At 70.3% G+C, this 15,264-nt stretch carries 17 protein-coding genes; 8 read left to right on the forward strand and 9 right to left on the reverse strand.

Annotated elements, in window-relative coordinates; translation table 11 throughout:
• Nucleotides 1-60: 60 nt before the first annotated feature.
• Both EV193_RS10865 and EV193_RS10870 read right to left on the reverse strand, forming a co-directional pair.
• The gene (locus EV193_RS10865; RefSeq protein ID WP_130343918.1) at nt 61-822 is read right to left on the reverse strand and encodes an SCO6745 family protein; all 762 of its coding nucleotides are present in this window, start codon (nt 820-822) and stop codon (nt 61-63) included.
• A gap of 65 nt (nt 823-887) precedes the next feature.
• Nucleotides 888-1,130: a hypothetical protein gene (locus tag EV193_RS10870; protein WP_130343919.1), complete on the reverse strand. Its 243-nt coding sequence runs from the start codon at nt 1,128-1,130 to the stop codon at nt 888-890.
• Nucleotides 1,131-2,044: 914 nt separating this feature from the next.
• Here EV193_RS10870 and EV193_RS10875 point away from each other — a divergent pair.
• Entirely contained in the window at nt 2,045-2,431 is a 387-nt protein-coding gene (locus EV193_RS10875; protein WP_341273154.1) for a hypothetical protein, read from the forward strand.
• 60 nt (nt 2,432-2,491) lie between these two features.
• Here the strand turns inward: EV193_RS10875 and EV193_RS10880 are convergent, their stop codons facing one another.
• A complete protein-coding gene (locus tag EV193_RS10880; RefSeq protein WP_130343921.1) occupies nt 2,492-2,695 on the reverse strand; it encodes a cold-shock protein in 204 nt (67 codons plus the stop codon).
• A gap of 329 nt (nt 2,696-3,024) precedes the next feature.
• On the opposite strand from EV193_RS10880, the gene EV193_RS10885 reads away from it, so the two are divergent.
• Both EV193_RS10885 and EV193_RS10890 read left to right on the forward strand, forming a co-directional pair.
• Nucleotides 3,025-4,194, forward strand: a complete 1,170-nt coding sequence (locus EV193_RS10885; RefSeq protein WP_130343922.1) for a L,D-transpeptidase — start codon at nt 3,025-3,027, stop codon at nt 4,192-4,194.
• A gap of 36 nt (nt 4,195-4,230) precedes the next feature.
• Complete coding sequence (locus EV193_RS10890) at nt 4,231-5,166, forward strand: helix-turn-helix transcriptional regulator (RefSeq protein ID WP_130343923.1); 936 nt, start codon at nt 4,231-4,233, stop codon at nt 5,164-5,166.
• A 177-nt stretch (nt 5,167-5,343) separates the two neighbouring features.
• On the opposite strand, the gene EV193_RS10895 is transcribed toward EV193_RS10890, so the two are convergent.
• From EV193_RS10895 to EV193_RS10915, 5 genes are read right to left on the reverse strand one after another with little or no spacing between them, the layout of a single operon-like run.
• Nucleotides 5,344-5,895 (reverse strand): hypothetical protein, encoded by a 552-nt coding sequence (locus EV193_RS10895; RefSeq protein WP_130343924.1) that lies wholly within the window; start codon nt 5,893-5,895, stop codon nt 5,344-5,346.
• Complete coding sequence (locus EV193_RS10900; protein WP_130343925.1) at nt 5,892-6,653, reverse strand: hypothetical protein; 762 nt, start codon at nt 6,651-6,653, stop codon at nt 5,892-5,894. Before EV193_RS10900 ends, EV193_RS10895 begins: the two co-directional genes overlap by 4 nt.
• A 2-nt stretch (nt 6,654-6,655) precedes the next feature.
• Nucleotides 6,656-6,955 carry a hypothetical protein gene (locus EV193_RS10905; RefSeq protein ID WP_130343926.1) on the reverse strand — a complete coding sequence of 100 codons (300 nt, stop codon included), beginning with the start codon at nt 6,953-6,955 and terminating at the stop codon, nt 6,656-6,658.
• Complete coding sequence (locus EV193_RS10910; protein WP_130343927.1) at nt 6,955-8,109, reverse strand: PPE domain-containing protein; 1,155 nt, start codon at nt 8,107-8,109, stop codon at nt 6,955-6,957. Before EV193_RS10910 ends, EV193_RS10905 begins: the two co-directional genes overlap by 1 nt.
• Nucleotides 8,106-8,576, reverse strand: a complete 471-nt coding sequence (locus EV193_RS10915) for a hypothetical protein (RefSeq protein WP_130343928.1) — start codon at nt 8,574-8,576, stop codon at nt 8,106-8,108. The genes EV193_RS10910 and EV193_RS10915 overlap by 4 nt, the downstream gene beginning before the upstream one ends.
• A gap of 335 nt (nt 8,577-8,911) precedes the next feature.
• Here EV193_RS10915 and EV193_RS10920 point away from each other — a divergent pair, with 335 nt between their 5' ends.
• From EV193_RS10920 to EV193_RS10935, 4 genes are all read left to right on the forward strand, one after another.
• Nucleotides 8,912-10,288 carry an MFS transporter gene (locus EV193_RS10920; RefSeq protein ID WP_130343929.1) on the forward strand — a complete coding sequence of 459 codons (1,377 nt, stop codon included), beginning with the start codon at nt 8,912-8,914 and terminating at the stop codon, nt 10,286-10,288.
• A gap of 145 nt (nt 10,289-10,433) precedes the next feature.
• Nucleotides 10,434-11,651, forward strand: a complete 1,218-nt coding sequence (locus EV193_RS10925) for a metallophosphoesterase (protein WP_130343930.1) — start codon at nt 10,434-10,436, stop codon at nt 11,649-11,651.
• A 13-nt stretch (nt 11,652-11,664) separates the two neighbouring features.
• Nucleotides 11,665-12,156, forward strand: a complete 492-nt coding sequence (locus tag EV193_RS10930) for a GNAT family N-acetyltransferase (RefSeq protein ID WP_130343931.1) — start codon at nt 11,665-11,667, stop codon at nt 12,154-12,156.
• On the forward strand, nt 12,153-13,025 hold the full coding sequence (locus tag EV193_RS10935; protein ID WP_130343932.1) for a hypothetical protein: 873 nt from the start codon (nt 12,153-12,155) through the stop codon (nt 13,023-13,025). The genes EV193_RS10930 and EV193_RS10935 overlap by 4 nt, the downstream gene beginning before the upstream one ends.
• Here EV193_RS10935 and EV193_RS10940 read toward each other — a convergent pair.
• The gene (locus tag EV193_RS10940) at nt 13,018-14,661 is read right to left on the reverse strand and encodes an FAD-binding oxidoreductase (protein ID WP_130343933.1); all 1,644 of its coding nucleotides are present in this window, start codon (nt 14,659-14,661) and stop codon (nt 13,018-13,020) included. The genes EV193_RS10935 and EV193_RS10940 overlap by 8 nt on opposite strands.
• A 17-nt stretch (nt 14,662-14,678) precedes the next feature.
• On the opposite strand from EV193_RS10940, the gene EV193_RS10945 reads away from it, so the two are divergent.
• Nucleotides 14,679-15,263 carry a TetR/AcrR family transcriptional regulator gene (locus EV193_RS10945; protein ID WP_130343934.1) on the forward strand — a complete coding sequence of 195 codons (585 nt, stop codon included), beginning with the start codon at nt 14,679-14,681 and terminating at the stop codon, nt 15,261-15,263.
• The last annotated feature ends 1 nt before the right edge of the window (nt 15,264 follow it).

A 15,264-nucleotide genomic window follows, 5' to 3' on the forward strand; every position in this document is an offset into this window, starting at 1 on the left:
CGATCCTCCGCTGGGAGCAGGTAGAGCATAGGACACGCACCCGCTGTCCTCCAAAGCGGGTTACCTGTCGCCGACGGAGATCACACGATCTCGCAGTTCAGCCAGCTCGGTGGAGTCGAGCGCGACGGCGAGCGCCTGGCCGGTGAGCTCGTCGGTGAGCCGTTGCGCGGCCGCCCACCGGTCGGCCAGGTCGGGGATCCGCTCGGCGTTGGCGATCAACTCGTCGGCGTCGGCGTCGCGCCATCCGGTGCGCCGCAGCCGGCCGCGTCCGCCGTCCGGGTCGGCCACGACGGCGTCGCGGACGCCGAGCCCGTTGGCTCGCAGCGCGGCGAAGTGCAGCCCGCCGCGGAGTTCGCGCAGCACGTTGATGGCGTGACCGAGGAGTTCGACCGGGTCGTCCGGTCGGGGCGCGACCCGCCAGCCGGCGAACAGGGGCAGTGCGCTCGCGTCGGCGGCGTCGACCACGCGCAGCATCAGCTCGGCGAGCCGGGCCGGTTCGTCGACGGTGGACAGGTTGGTGCGCGACCAGGCCCAGAGTGCCGCCGAGTAGGCGTGCACCGCCTCGGTCGCGTTCACCTTCCGGGTCGCCACGGGCAGCAGCGCCTCGACGACCCACGCGGGGAACAGGCCGAAGACCTCGACGACGATCGCGGGTGGCGGATCGCCGAGCACGGCCGAGCGTCCCCGGAAGTACAGCGCCTTGTCGGGTAAGCCGAGCCGCGCCTCCTGCTTGGCCATCTCCGGACCGGTCATGGCCCGGCCGCCGGCACGTTGGACGACCGGCCTGATCTCCTCGGCGACCTTGACGTGGTCAGCGTTCATCCAGTCCTCCGCAACGTTGTCACATAACAGTGTTACGGAAGACTCTCCTCGCCCGCAAGGAGCTTTCAACGGCAGACCGGCGGCACACCGTCCTCGCCCGGCGCGAGACCGAGCATGTCGAGCAACTGGCGACAGTCCTCGACACCCTCCGCGCCGCGCGCCACCGCGAGGCGAGCCCGCCTTACCTGATCGTCGGACACCCGAGCGCCATCAGCGTTGCGCTGAGTCGGCACGCCGAACGTCGGACTCGACTGGTCGAGGGTCTCGTGCCTGATCAGAAACTGCCGAACTTCAAGGGACCCGCTCATAACGCCCTCCCCGGCTTCGGTTTGGCCGTGAGGCTATGAGAGAGAAGGCGCGCGCCACAGCCCCCCGGCGAGTGAAAGAGGGGCAACCGAGGGTAGTTGACCGACGGCGTTGAGCTTCCCAATACCCGGCATTTCGGCCCCGCACGAAACCTTTACGCGGCCATTCGGGTCATTCACTGTCCGCAAGGGCTACGCATCGCACTATCGGGTGTCACGACACGCCCGCATCACCCTCACGGAGGGGCCGACCAGACCGATGATCGACCTCTCCTGGTCAGCAGCCGAACGTCTTTCCTCGGCCGGCCGGGCCGACGTGATCCGCTCCTCGCGACGCCGGCACGCGCGTTGACCCGATCGCCGTCATCCCTGATCAGCGCCGTGATCAACGGCGACCGCCGGACCACACCGCTGCCGGGCGGGAACGGCGGGTCAAGACACGCTTCGGTCACGGGTATGCGAAGTCCCGCCGACATCCAGTGAACAACTCACCCGTATTTTTTCCTCGCCAGCACTCGCACAGAGACGTTTCCCGTGCAACAATCGTGGTGCTGACACACCCCCGGTCAGCGCCTGTGGAGATCCCCTCCGGCCCCCGCGTTCCTCCCCCTGGCGCGGGGGCCTCTCCATGCCTGCTCGTCGCTTTTCGCGCCTTCGCAGGGTCTTTGTGTCTACCCGGGGGGTCGACCCCCCGGACCCCCCACGGTGCGAGTTCCTCGTCTTCCAACGTCGGTGCGTTGCGTTTGGACTAACGCACTAGATGAACCCTTCGAGTTCGGCTCAGTTGGGTTTGGACGTGTGGGGTGGCACAGGGTTGCGAAGGTTGGGCCAAATCGGTGTGTCGCGTGTCACAGTCGCTATGTCGTCGTCACCGAACCGTTATGGTGTTCGCCGTGCCTCTTCCCAGTCTTGGACGCTTGAGCAGCCGCACCAACATGAAGCCGGTCAGTCGTGCCGGCTCGACCGGCCGCCACCGCACCGTCGACCGTGAGCACAACGAGGTGCTGCCCGACACGGAGCTCGAGTCCTACCTCGCCGCACTCGCCCCCGAGGGCGATCCGGAGAGCACCGGCGCCGGCCGGCGCTTCGGCGGCTCCGAGGTGTACCAGCTCCGCCTCGCCCTGATGGCCAACGAACAGCTCCGGGAGATCGCCGCCCGGCAGCAGACCTCACCGCAGGCGCTCGCCCAGGAGTGGGTCACGCAGCGCCTCGAGTGGGAGGCCCGCCAGCTCGACCAGCAGCGCGTCCCCGCAGCCCCGCGCGGCCTCGACGAGACCAACAGGATCCCGCGCGTCACCGGCTGACCACTGACACGAGAGTGGCCCCCGACCAACCGGTCGGGGGCCACTGTTCGCACTGGGTATTTACAGCGGATGCACGTTCGTCGCCTGCGGGCCCTTGGTGCCCTGGCCGACCTCGAACTCGACGCGCTGGTTCTCCTCCAGGGTGCGGAAACCCTTGCCCTGAATTTCCGAGTAGTGCACGAAGACGTCAGCCCCGCCGTTGTCGACGGCGATGAAGCCGAAGCCCTTCTCGGAGTTGAACCACTTGACAGTGCCCTGTGCCATGTACCTGCCTCCATCGCAGGATCAGCGTGGGGTTACACCGTGCAACCCCGGGCCGTCCCCGGGCGGTGCCTTCGCCCACTTCAGCGAGAAGCAGCACGCCCGCGTTGTTGTTCCGCGAGCGTGGAAACACGAACACAGAAACTACGGCCTGCGCGGCAAATCGTATCGCCAACTCGGACACCGCACTACTGGTCAAAGCGTTCTTCGCTAGGCCAAACGGGTGATCCACACGCGCACGTGAGGGTGCCTCGCGTGCGCCCTCACCGGCCTCCGAACTTTCCCGCCCACACCGGCATCACAACAGGTGTCGGAAGGGAAGGGGATCACCAATGGGGCGCAAGTTCACCATCACCGCCGCGGCCGTCGGCGCGGCCGTGCTGGCCGGGCTCACCGGCTGCACCACCAGCGTCACGGGCGGCGCGCACACCGAAGCCGAGACGAGCACGCCGGCGGTCACCGCCGAGCCGGCCGCCGGCGCGCAGGACACCAGCCCGGCACAGCCGGTGCGCGTCACCGCCGCCGGCGCCGAGTTAGCCGAGGTCGCGCTGACCAACGCCGAGGGGCGCACGGTGGCGGGCACGCTGTCGGCCGACCGCCGGGTATGGACCGCGGGCGAGCCGCTCGGCTACGGCAAGCGGTACACCTGGTTCGGTCGCGCCGTCACCCGCACGGGCGACACGCTGCCGATCGGCGGCGAGTTCAGCACCGTCCGGCCGGCCCGGCAGGTGCGCGCGAAGGTCAACACCGGCGACGGGCAGACCTACGGCGTGGCCATGCCGATCTCGGTCACGTTCGACGCGCCGGTCAAGGACAAGACCGCCGTCGAGCGCGCGATGCCGGTGCGCACGTCGGTGCCCACCGAGGGGTCGTGGGCGTGGTTGGACGACCGGACCGCGCACTGGCGGCCGAGGCAGTACTGGACACCGGGGACCGAGGTGGCGGTGGACGCGAAGCTGTACGGCGTCGCGTTCGGCGGCGGCTCCTACGGGCTGGCGGACGTGTCGTCGAAGTTCACGATCGGGCGATCGCAGGTCGTGAAGGCGGACACTCGCACCCATCGCATGAAGGTGGTGCGCGATGGGGTGCAGATCGCCGACTACCCGGCCAGCTACGGTCTGGAGTCCGATCCCGGACGGGTGACGCCGAGCGGCACGCACGTGGTGATGTCCAAGGAGAAGGTCGTCTCGATGACCAACCCCAAGTACGGCTACTACAACGTGTCGATGCCGTGGGCGATGCGCGTGTCCAACAACGGCGTCTACATCCACGGAAACCCGGAATCCATTGCGGCACAGGGGAATCGCAATGTGTCACACGGCTGCGTGAACCTGTCGCCGGTCAACGCGAAGGCGTACTTCGAGACCGCGCTCGTCGGCGACCCGGTCGAGATCGAGGGCAGCACGGTGCGCCTGTCGGCCAAGGACGGCGACTTCTACGACTGGACGCTGTCCTGGGAGCAGTGGCGGGCGAAGTCCGCACTGCGCGCCGAGGGGCCGTAAAGCCCTAAGCTGTCCGGCACTGGAGAGGGGGGCGCGATGCGGCGTGAGACACCACCACGCGGCACCGCGGCCCCCGCTCATCGGGTACCGCCCGCGCTGGAGAAGCGGTTCGCGTCCCTGTCGCGGGTGATCGGAGGGCCGGCCGAGCGGCCGACTCCCGCCGAGGCCACCCCCGAGGAGGTCGCGACCGGCTACCTGGTGGTGCGCGCGTCCGGTGCGAGCGCCACCCGGCAGGCGATCACCGGCGGCGGCCGTTCCGAACCGGAGAAGCTGCAGATCCTGATGCGCGCGCTGCTGCCGAGGTACCTGCCGCCGAAGGGTGTCAGCATGTCCTTCGGCGAGTGCGCGCTGCGGGCCCATCCCCCTGCGGGCGCGGACGGCGCGAAGGCGCAGGGCGTGGTGCTGTTGACGGTGGCCACGCACAAGCTGTCGATCAGCTTCGCCGAGCTGCGGCCGCTGCTGTTCCAGCCAGTGCCGGTGGACCGGCCGCTGCAGGCGCTGTTCGCCTCCTCGGTGGCGCACCTGCTGGTCGTGGCGAGTTCGCTGGACCCGCACGGGATCAAGCCGTATCTGACCGGGCTCGCCGAGCTGGTGTTGCGCAGCGCGCTGCGGACCGAGCTGGATCGCGCGGACGCGATCGCCACCCGCAGGCGCGCGGCGGTCGACTACATCAAGGAGAACCTGGCCGATCCGTCGCTGACCGCTGAACGGATCGCCGACGCGCTGTTCATCTCGCGGCGGCGGCTGTACCAGTTGTTCGACGACGGCGACGGCGTGTCCGGGCGGATCAGGACGCTGCGCATCGAGCGGGCGCGCGAGCTGCTCGGCGACCCGGCGCACGCGCGGCGCGGGGTCGGCGAGATCTCCCGGCAGTGCGGGTTCGCCAACGCGGCACACTTCTCGCGCACGTTCCGCAAAGTGGTCGGCGAGACGCCGCGCGGCTACCGCGACCGCATGCTCACCTCACCCTGACGAACGAACACCCACGACTTGATCTTGCCCACGTACTGGACGCAGCCCCCACCCGCACCGGGGCACCCCACCAGACCATGGTATCGGCGATGGGTTGTCGGTGGGGCGTTCAAGATCCACTTGTGGATGAAACGGTGCCTGTGGATAAGTGCGTCGCGGGGCCGGGGCCGTCGCGGGTCAGCTGAAGTCCACTGTGGACACGAGTTCGCCGAGTACGGACGCGAGATCGAGCCAGCCGCGACCGGTCGTGGAGTGCATGGTGAACACGGCGAGCCGCGCACCGTCCGAGTCGATCACCACGACCTGCAGCTGGCAGCCGGACGGCGGCGAGGAGCGCAGCGGCCCGTCGACCATGATCCGCTCGGCGATCACCACCGGATAACCCTTGTCCGTCACCGATTCGGTGACCTCACGGATGTCCGGCCCGCCGGCGTCCTCGAGGTGGTAGCGCAGGTCGGCCGCGATGTCCGTACCGCGCGGCGCCTCCGACGGCACCACCGTGCCGATCAGGATCGCCGGATCGGAGCTGGGATGGTCCACCACCGCGACGAGCCCGGCGTCGTTGTCGTGCGCCAGCTCCGCCGCCTCGCGCGCGGCCACGCCCACCCCGGGGTCGTGCGCCGACTCCGGCCCGCGCAGCTTGACGATCAGCTCCACCAGTTCGCGCTCGGTCTCGTCAACGGTGCGCATCGACACGGGAGTGATCCCGGAGACCGTCGCGAGCTTCACGACCGGCGATTCCCCGACACGGCCGCGGCCAGCGCCCCGGCCGCCCCGGTCGGCGCGTTCGCGTCGTCGGTGAACGCGGCGGGCCGGTCGGGCGAGGCCAGCATCGTGGCCAACGACGAGCAGGTCGCCGACGCGCGGCCGAGCACCCCGACCAGCGCGCGCACCCGAGTGTCGTCGGGCGCCGGTTCGGGTGCGCGGCCGGACGTGATCGCCTCCAGCTCCGCCGCCACCCGATCGGCTGCCCGCCGGTGATCCGACTCCAGCCGGTGCGCCGCCCGGATCACCTCGGCCAGCTTCGAGTCCACTTCGGACACTCGCCGCTCGGCGACGGTCTTCTCCGCGCTGGCACTGGCCACGGTGGCCGGCGTGGCGGCGAGGTCGAGCGCGTTCTGCTTGTCCTGCAAGGTATCCCGCGCGATGTCCAGCTCGCGGCGCAGCGCGACGGCCTTGGTGTCGAGCTCGTCGGCGCGCCGCTTGTTCGCGGTCAGCGCGGCCACCCAGTCGCCGAGCACCCTGGCGGCGCGCAGCAGTGTGTCCGTACTCGAGTCCACTGTGGACGGATGAGCGCCGACCCGCTTGCGGAACCCGGCGCTGGCGTCGCCGCGCCAGTGCTCGGTCTCCTCGGCGGCACGGCGCAACTCGGGCAGAGCGGCCGCCGCCGACCTCGCCGCCTCGCCGAGCTGCGCGCTGGCCGCGGCGGCGGCGTCCACGTCACCCGGTGTCGGATCGAAGCCGAGCCCTCGGTACCTGGGATCCATGATCAGGTCCACCGTGCCTTGCGCAGCAAGGATTCTCGCGCGGCGTCGTCGATGTCCACATAGGACGCGAGCGCGCCGTCCAGGCGCTCCCGGCTGTCCTCGACGCCCTCGCCGGCCCGGCCGAGTCCGGCAAGGCACTGCTCGGTCACCGCGGCGGCTGCTCGGTTCAGCCGCTCGGGGCCCAGGCGCGAGCACACCCGGACGTCGACCGTCTCGACCGCGGCGCGCAGCGCGTCACCGGCCGCGTCGAGCGCGGCGGTCACCGTCCGCATGCTCGGCGGGTCGGCCTCGAAACCGCTCATCAGGCACCGAACACCGGCGGGAAGGCCGGCGGCAGGTCGTCGAACAGGTCGATGCCCTCGTCGAACCGGTTGCGGTGCTCCTTCTCGTCCTCGCCGTTGGCACCGTGGCCCATCGGCGGGTACATGCCCATGCCGCCCATTCCGGCGGCGCGCGCCGCCGCCTGCGCGGCGGCGGTCTCGGCGGCCTGGGCGGCGGCCGCACCCCGAGCGGCGACCCCGAAGGCCGCGCCACCGCGAGCCGCGTCACCACCGCCGGGCACACCACCGACCCCGCCGAGCCCGCCATAACCCGAGCCGCTCGGCGAGCCGCCGGGTCCGCCACCGGAGGTGGACACGTAGCCGGCGGCCGACGTGCCGCCGTAGTGCTCGTCGCCGGAGCCCACCCCGACGGCGGGACCGGTGCCGACTCCGACGCCGCCGGCACCCTCGTCCACCGGACCGTCACCGTCGTCGTCCGGCTGCGCCGGCCATGACGGGCGGGACGAGCCGGACACCTGCTGCGTGGTCCGCGGCGCCGCCTCGAAGCGCGGCAGCTCGTGGCGCACGTTGCGGCTGTCGCTCTCGTAGGCCTCCATGACCGCCACGGCCTCGGCCTTGCGCTGCACCTTCTGCTCTTGTGTGGGCATCTGGTCGTCGAGCAACTGCTCGAGCATGTACGCGCCGTTGGGGCCGTTCAGTGTGGTCACGTCGTGCCCGGCGCGGAACCAGGACTCGGCCTGCGGGTGCACCGGCGTGGGCATCTGCTTGCGCGCCTCGCACACCGCGTCGGTGTACCGGCCGAGGCCGTTGCCGATCCGCGCGGCCGTGGTGGTGGCGTCGCCGCCCCAGGTGGTCAGCTTCGTATTCGACTGCGCCGCCTTGACCGCCGCCGAGCCGCGCCAGGTGCCGAGCAGCTCGCCGAGCGCCTTGTGCACGTCACGGGTGGTCTGCTTGATGCCCTTGGACAGCTCGTGCCACCCGTCCACCTTCTCGGCCATCAGCTCCGGCTTGGCGGACATGACCATGTCCCACATCTGCCGGTGCTCGTAGGCCTCCCAGTTGACCTTGCCGAGATCGACCTCGCGGTTGTGCCGGCGCTGGTCGAGCACTTTGTCCCGCCTGCGCTCCTGCTCGCGCGTCGGCTTGTGCGAGTCGGAGTGGTATCCGCGGCTCACGCCTGCTCTCCCTTGCTCCTGCCCATGTGACCGAGGTTGGTCGCGATCGACTCGTCCACGGTGCGGTAGCCGGCCAGGGTGCTCCTGATCGCGGCTCGCACCTCCTCGAGCTCGCCGAGGTAGGACTTCAGCGCTGCCCGCACGCCGGCGGCGTCGTCGGTGCGCTTGAGGAACGAGCGGCGCATGTGCGCGGCGACCGGGCCCTTGCCGTCGCCGAGGGGGCCGTCCAGGCGTTGTGCGGCGGCCAGCTGCTCCAGCAGCTCGCGTTCGAGCGAGGCGAGGTGGGCGTCGGTACGGACGAGCTGGTCGTAGTCGGCCTCGAAGCCGTCCATGCCCTGGCCCTGCAGGCGGGGGTCGTCCTTGGCCGGCCGGAGCCTCTTGGGTGTGCGCACGCCGTCGCGCACCTTCGCGTCGTCGTATTTGGCCAGCTCATGCCTGGCGTCAGCCTTGTTGCTGATCCGCTCCACGGCCACCTCCGCACCCCTCGACTACGCATCATGCCGTCCGGGTCACAGTCTGACCAGATCGCCGTCGCGCCACCACGGCTTCCGGTGGTTGGTGCACAGGCAGGCACATGCCGCGCACAACCAGTCAAAGGATCGCGCGTACCTAACACGCGATCGGAGTACACACAAGGTCATGAACGTGTCTGTCCGGAATCGCGCCGTGACCAGGGGAGATGTCACAGGGTGCACGATCGGTTCGTCGTCAATTCACCGAATGGACTGGACAACGAAACCGTCCTCGCTAGGGTCGAGCCCGTTCGCGGGCAACAGACCTAGTCGGGAGGTCGACTTTCACCATGACTGATCAGGCACAGGAAGGCACAGCGAGGTCCGGGCCACGGGAGCCCGATCAGGCGCAGGTGAGAAAGGCCGTCGCCGCGTCCGCGATGGGTAACTGCATCGAATGGTTCGACTTCGGTGTTCTCGGTTTCATGGTCGCCACGATGGGCGCGCAGTTCTTCCCGGCGGAGAACAGCTTCTTTGTCTGGGAGGGCAAGGAAGCCGTTCTGGCGATGCTCGCGGTGACCTTCCTGGTCCGGCCGCTCGGTGCGGCGGTGTTCGGCCCGCTCGGAGACAAGCTGGGCCGGCAGAAAATCCTCGCGCTGACAATCATCATCATGTCCGGATCGACATTCCTGATCGGTCTGCTCCCCAGCCACGGCACGATAGGCGCGCTGGCGCCGATTCTGCTGGTGTCGCTGCGCCTCATCCAAGGCTTCTCCGCCGGCGGTGAATACGGCGGAGCGGCGACATTCATCGCCGAGTACGCGCCGGACAAGAAACGTGGATTCCTCGGCAGCTGGCTGGAGTTCGGCACGTTGACCGGATTCCTGCTCGGCGCCGGATCGGTCACGGTGCTCACGATCTCGCTCGGCGAGCACGCCATGGAGTCGTGGGGCTGGCGCATTCCGTTCCTGCTCGCCGGTCCGCTCGGCATGGTCGGTCTGTACCTGCGGACCAAGCTCGAGGACACCCCGATCTTCCAGGAGATCGAAGCGAAGCACGAGGTCGACAAGGCGCCGTTCAAGGACCTGATGACCAACCACTGGCAGGGCATCCTGCACCTGATCGGCATCGTGGTGCTGCTCAACGTCGCCGACTGGGTGCTGCTCGGCTACATCGAGACCTATCTGAAGGACACGCTCAAGCTGACCGGCGACTTCCCGCTGCTGGTCGTGGTGCTGGTGATCCTCGGGATGATGGCGGTGATCATCCCGGTGGGCAAACTGTCGGACAGGATCGGCCGCAAACCGCTGCTGATGGTGTCCTGCGCCGGGTTCATCCTGCTCCCGATCCCGATGTTCTCGCTGATGGGGCAGGACAATCCGGTGACGCTGGTGATCGGGCTGACCGTGATCGGCCTGCTGCTGGTGCCGCTGCTGGCGACGATTCCGGCGGTGCTGCCGGCGATGTTCCCGACGCAGGTGCGCTACGGCGCGTTCTCGATCGGCTACAACACCTCGACGATGTTGTTCGCCGGCACCGCGCCGCTGATCATCAGCCAGTTGGTGAAGTCCACCGGGGACCCGATGGTTCCGGCGTACTACCTGGTCGGCGCGGGATTGATCGCGGCGGTGCCGATCCTGCTGCTGCCGGAGACGGCCGGCATGTCGCTGCGCAACGTGGTCAGGAGCACCCAGGCCCCGCTTCCGGCAACGGCGCTGGGCCGGTAGCCGAAGCCAGGATCGCCCGCGCGAGTTCCGCGCCCTGCACCGGTGAGTCCCGCGCCCTGCACCGGTGAGTCCCGCGCCCTGCATCGTGCACAGCGCGGGACTCGCTGGTGCACAGCGCGGGACTCGCGATGGGTAGCGTGGGCGGGTGTTCTTCGTCGGCGTGACACTGGCAGCGTGGGTCGGCCACTTCTACCTGTGGCGACGGCTGGTCCGGGACACCACCACGTCGAAGACCCTGCGCAAGATCGGCGCCGGGGTGCTGATCGCGCTGGCACTGCTGTCGGCGGCCGGCCTGCTGCTGCCGAGGCGCCTGGGCCCGGACGCCGGCAAATGGGTCGCGTGGCCCGGTTACGTGTGGCTCGCCCTGCTCGTCTACCTGTGCCTGGTGCTCGCCGTGCTGGAACTCCCCCGGCTGGCCCTGCGGCGCTGGGTACGTGGCGGCCCGCGCACGCTCGTCGCCGACGCGACGTCCACAGTGGACACTCCGGCCGAGCCGGAACCCGTGCCACACAAGGAATCCACCGAGCAGAGCCGCCGGCTGTTCCTCGCGCGAGGTAGCGCGCTGGTCGCCGGTGCGGCCTCCGCCGGCATCGTCGGCTACGGCATGGCGGAGGCGCTCGGCCCGCCGGACGTGCGCCGCGTCACCGTCCCGCTGCGCCGCCTGCACCCCGACCTGCGTGGCTTCCGCATCGCCGTGGTCAGCGACATCCACCTCGGCCCGATGCTCGGCCGCGGCCACACCGAGCGGGTCGTGCGCATGATCAACGAGACCGGCGCCGATCTGGTCGCCGTCGTCGGGGACACCGTGGACGGCACGGTCGACGAACTGCGCCGCGACGTGGAGCCGCTACGCGACCTGGTCAGCCGGCACGGCAGCTTCTTCGTCACCGGCAACCACGAGTACTACTCCGGCCACGAGCACTGGATCGCCGAGTTCGAGCGCCTCGGCATGCACGGCCTGCGCAACGAGCACACCACGATCAGCCGGGGCGGCGGCTCCTTCGAACTCGCCGGCATCAACGACGTGAACGGGCGAAGCGCCGACGATCCGCCGGACATCGACGACGCGCTGGCCGGCCGAGACACCTCCGTACCGACGATTCTCCTTGCGCATCAACCGGTTCAGGTGTCCGACGCGGTCCGCCACAAGGTCGACCTGCAACTGTCCGGCCACACCCACGGCGGACAGTTCTACCCGTTCCACCACGTCGTCCAGCTCGGCCAGCCCTCGCTCGCCGGACTGTCCAAAGTGGACGACACCTGGCTGTACGTGACCAGGGGCGCCGGCTTCTGGGGATTGCCGGTTCGTGTGGCCGCACCGCCCGACATCACCGTTGTCGAGCTGAACCCCGAGGGTGCCTGACACACTGTGCCGCGTGGACAACGTCGTGGTGCGGGCGATCGAGCCCGCCGACCTCGCACAACTGCTGGTCATGAACAACGACGCGGCGCCGGCGGTGAACGAGCTGGACCTGCCGCGGCTCGCCGAGCTGGTGACGCAGTCCGAGGTCGCCACCGCGGCCGTGGTCGACGGCGATCTGCGCGGCATGCTGCTGGCGTTGCGGCCCGGCGAGCCGTACGACAGCGCGAACTACAGATGGTTCTCCGAGCGGTACGACGACTTCCTCTACGTGGACCGGGTGATCGTCTCCGAGCAGTGGCGCGGGGGCGGTGTCGGCGACGTGCTGTACCGCGATCTGCTGGAGCGCGCGGACGGGCTGGTCGGTCAGATCGCCTGTGAGGTCAACCTGGAGCCGCCGAATCCGGGATCACTGCGCTTCCACCACAAGCGCGGGTTCGCCGAGGTGGGCCAGCAGCCGACCGGCGAGGGCGGCAAGCTCGTGTCGCTGATGATCAGACCGGTATGAGGCGCAGCGCCGCCCTGGTCGTGCTCGCAGCGCTGTGTCTGGCCGGCTGCGACTCCGAGGTGACCGGCACCGGGAACGGGGTGGCCGCGCCGGTGCCGGATCCGTTCGCACCACTGCGCGAGATCGACCCGTGCAAGGTGATCGACGAGCAGGCGCTCGCCGGGCTCGGCACCCTCGGGCCGCGTGAGGCGACCACGATCGGCGGCGGGCTCGGCTGCACGGCGGCGCTCACTCTCACCACAGGTGCGCGCACGGTCGTCGGGGTGAACGTCGGCATGGCGGTACCCGACGGGGCACGGTCGGTCGATCTCGGTGGCACGCAAGGATTTCAGGACGAGTACTGCAACATCGTGCTGCCGAGGGCGGAGGCGCCGCCGAGGCGGTACGGCGTGCAGGTGAGCGCCGGCAGCGGGGTCGGCCAGACACGCGCTGAGGCGTGCGCGCAGACGATCAGCGTGGCCACGGCGCTTCGCGAGCGGCTCACCGCGCCGCCGACGCACGCGGACTCCGGCGCGCGCTCGCCGTTCGCCGGCAAGGACCCGTGCCGGCCGGCCGGCCTGGTGGCGAACGCGCGGTCCAGCACGCACCTCAACTTCACCACGTGCGAGCACACCGGGGCCGACACGATGACGGTCCGGTTCGACATCGATTCCCGTGCACCGCAAGGGAAACCGGTCAGGATCGGCGACAAGGAGGGCACCACCGGGCAGACCGCGCCGCACGCGTGCACGGTCGAGTGGACCGCCGGCACGGCCGTGGGCGGCGCGCGGTACATCGTGAGCGTGCGGCTCGAGGCGAACCCGCCCCGCCAGGACCTCTGCACCGACGCGGTGAAGGCGGCGGCGGCGGTGAACGGGTACCTCAGCTGATCAGCTTGCCCGGGTTGAGCACGCCGTTCGGGTCGAGTGTGCGCTTGAGCGAGGCGAGCACGTCGACGCCAAGGTGGCCGATCTCGGCGGCGAGGTAGGGCGCGTGGTCGGTGCCGACCGCGTGGTGGTGCGTGATCGTCCCCAGTGAGCCGATCGCTTGGCACGCGGCCGCTTTCGCCCGCTGCCACTGGCCGGTCGGGTCGTCCAGGTCGCGCGGCACGATCACGGTGAAGTACAGCGACGCGCCGGTCTCGTAGGAGTGCGAGATGTGGCACGCCACGATCGGCCGCACGCCCGGCCCGGTCAGCGAGTCGGCCAGCGCGCCGCGCACGGTGGTGCGCAGCTCCGACAGGGTGGACCAGTACGCGGCCGTCTCCAGCGTCTCGACGCACACTCCGGCGTCCATCAGCGCGTCGCGTTGGCGCGGACCGGCGAACCGGCCGTGCCGCCACGCCTCGCCGGCCGCCTTACCCAGTCGCACCGCGCCGGTGGAGCGCAGCGCCCGCAGGGTCGCCGCGCGCCGCTGGGACAGCTCGCCGGTCGATCCGGCCTCCCAGCCGAGCACCAGCAGGCACGGCTCGGCGATCCCGCGTGCGGCCAGGTAGCGGCGGAGCGCCACAGTCTTCCAGCCGCCCTTGAGCGCCAGCGCCACCTCGGTCTCCGTCGAGTCGGACAGCCGCATCACGGTGACGGGAACCCGTTGTTGCGCAAGGGTTCTGACCACTTCGGCGCCCTTGTCCCAGCCGTCCAGCACGTATCCCTCGTACCGGTCGACCTCCGGCAGCGGGCGCACTCGCAGCGCCACCTCGGTGATCACGCCGAGGGTGCCCTCGCTGCCGATCACGAGGTGCCGCAGGTCGGGTCCGGCCGCCGACGCCGGCGCCACACCCAGCCGCCACTCGCCGCGCGGGGCGGCCAGCCGCACACCGGCCACCATGTCCTCGAACCGGCCGTATCCGGCGGAGGCCTGGCCGGACGATCGGGTCGCGGCGAATCCGCCGATGGTGGCCCGCTCGAACGACTGCGGCACGTGCCCGAGGGTGAAGCCGTGCGCGGCCAGCAGGCGCTCGGCGTGCGGCGCGGTCAGGCCGGCCTGCAGCACGGCGATCCGCGACACCGGGTCGATCGAGACCAGTTCGTCCAGCCGGTGCAGGTCCAGCGCCACCACCGCGTCCAGCTTCCCGCGCAGCGCGGTGACACCACCGACGACCGAGGTGCCGCCGCCGAACGGCACGATTCCGATCCGGTGCTCCGAGCACACCTCGACGACCCGCTGCACCTCGTCGTGATCGGCGGGCACCACCACCGCGTCGGGTACCGCGATGTCGCCGTTCCCCCTGTGCCGCAACAGGTCCAGGTACGACAGACCGCCCGCCCTGCCCAGCCGCTCGGAACGACCTATGTGCACGCCGGCATCACCGACCACATTCGAGAGCAGTGCTCTCGCATCGGGGGACAGTGTCGATTCCGGCACGTGCAACGCGGAGTCGGGCGCGGCCGGCGTGCTCCGTTCGGCCAGCCCGGTCCGCGCGCGCAACCACTTGGCGGCGTGCGCCGGCAGCCCGGCGTCGGCGGCGCCGGACGGCGTCCAGCTTCCGCGCACGAGGTGGTCGAGGTCCTCAGCCTGGTCGGTCATGCGTTACAGTGTGACACATGACGTCACAACGTCACAGTTTGCGCGACGACGTGCTGCTCGACGCCGCCCGGACCTGCGTGCTGGAGCTGGGCTTTCGGCGCACCACACTGACCGAGGTGGCCAGGGCCGCGTCGGTCAGCAGGATGACCCTGTACCGGCGGTTCCCCGACGTGCGGGCGCTGCTCGCCGCGCTGATGACCCGCGAATTCGGCGCGCTACTGGCCCGGGTCGCCGCCGCACCGGCCGGCGCGTCCGCCCGCGAGCGCCTGACGCACGCGCTGGTCGACGGGGTGCGCGCGCTGGCCGCCGACGAGCTGATGCGCGCCGTGCTGGACCGCGACCCCGAACTGCTGCTGCCGTACGTGTTCGAGCGGATCGGCGGCGTACAGCGGATCGTGGAGGAGTTCGTCACCGGTGAGCTGAAGGCAGGCCACGACGACGCCTCGATCCGGCGCGCCGACCCGCTCGTTCAGGCGCGCTCGCTTTTCCTTGTGGCACAAGCGTTCGTGCTGTCCATGACACCCGCGACGTCCGATGTGGACACCGAAGCGCTGCTCGCCGAGCTGCGCACCACGGTGGACGCCGCACTGCGACCGGAGTAGC

It is taken from the genome of Herbihabitans rhizosphaerae (assembly GCF_004216555.1).
Taxonomy (GTDB): domain Bacteria; phylum Actinomycetota; class Actinomycetes; order Mycobacteriales; family Pseudonocardiaceae; genus Herbihabitans; species Herbihabitans rhizosphaerae.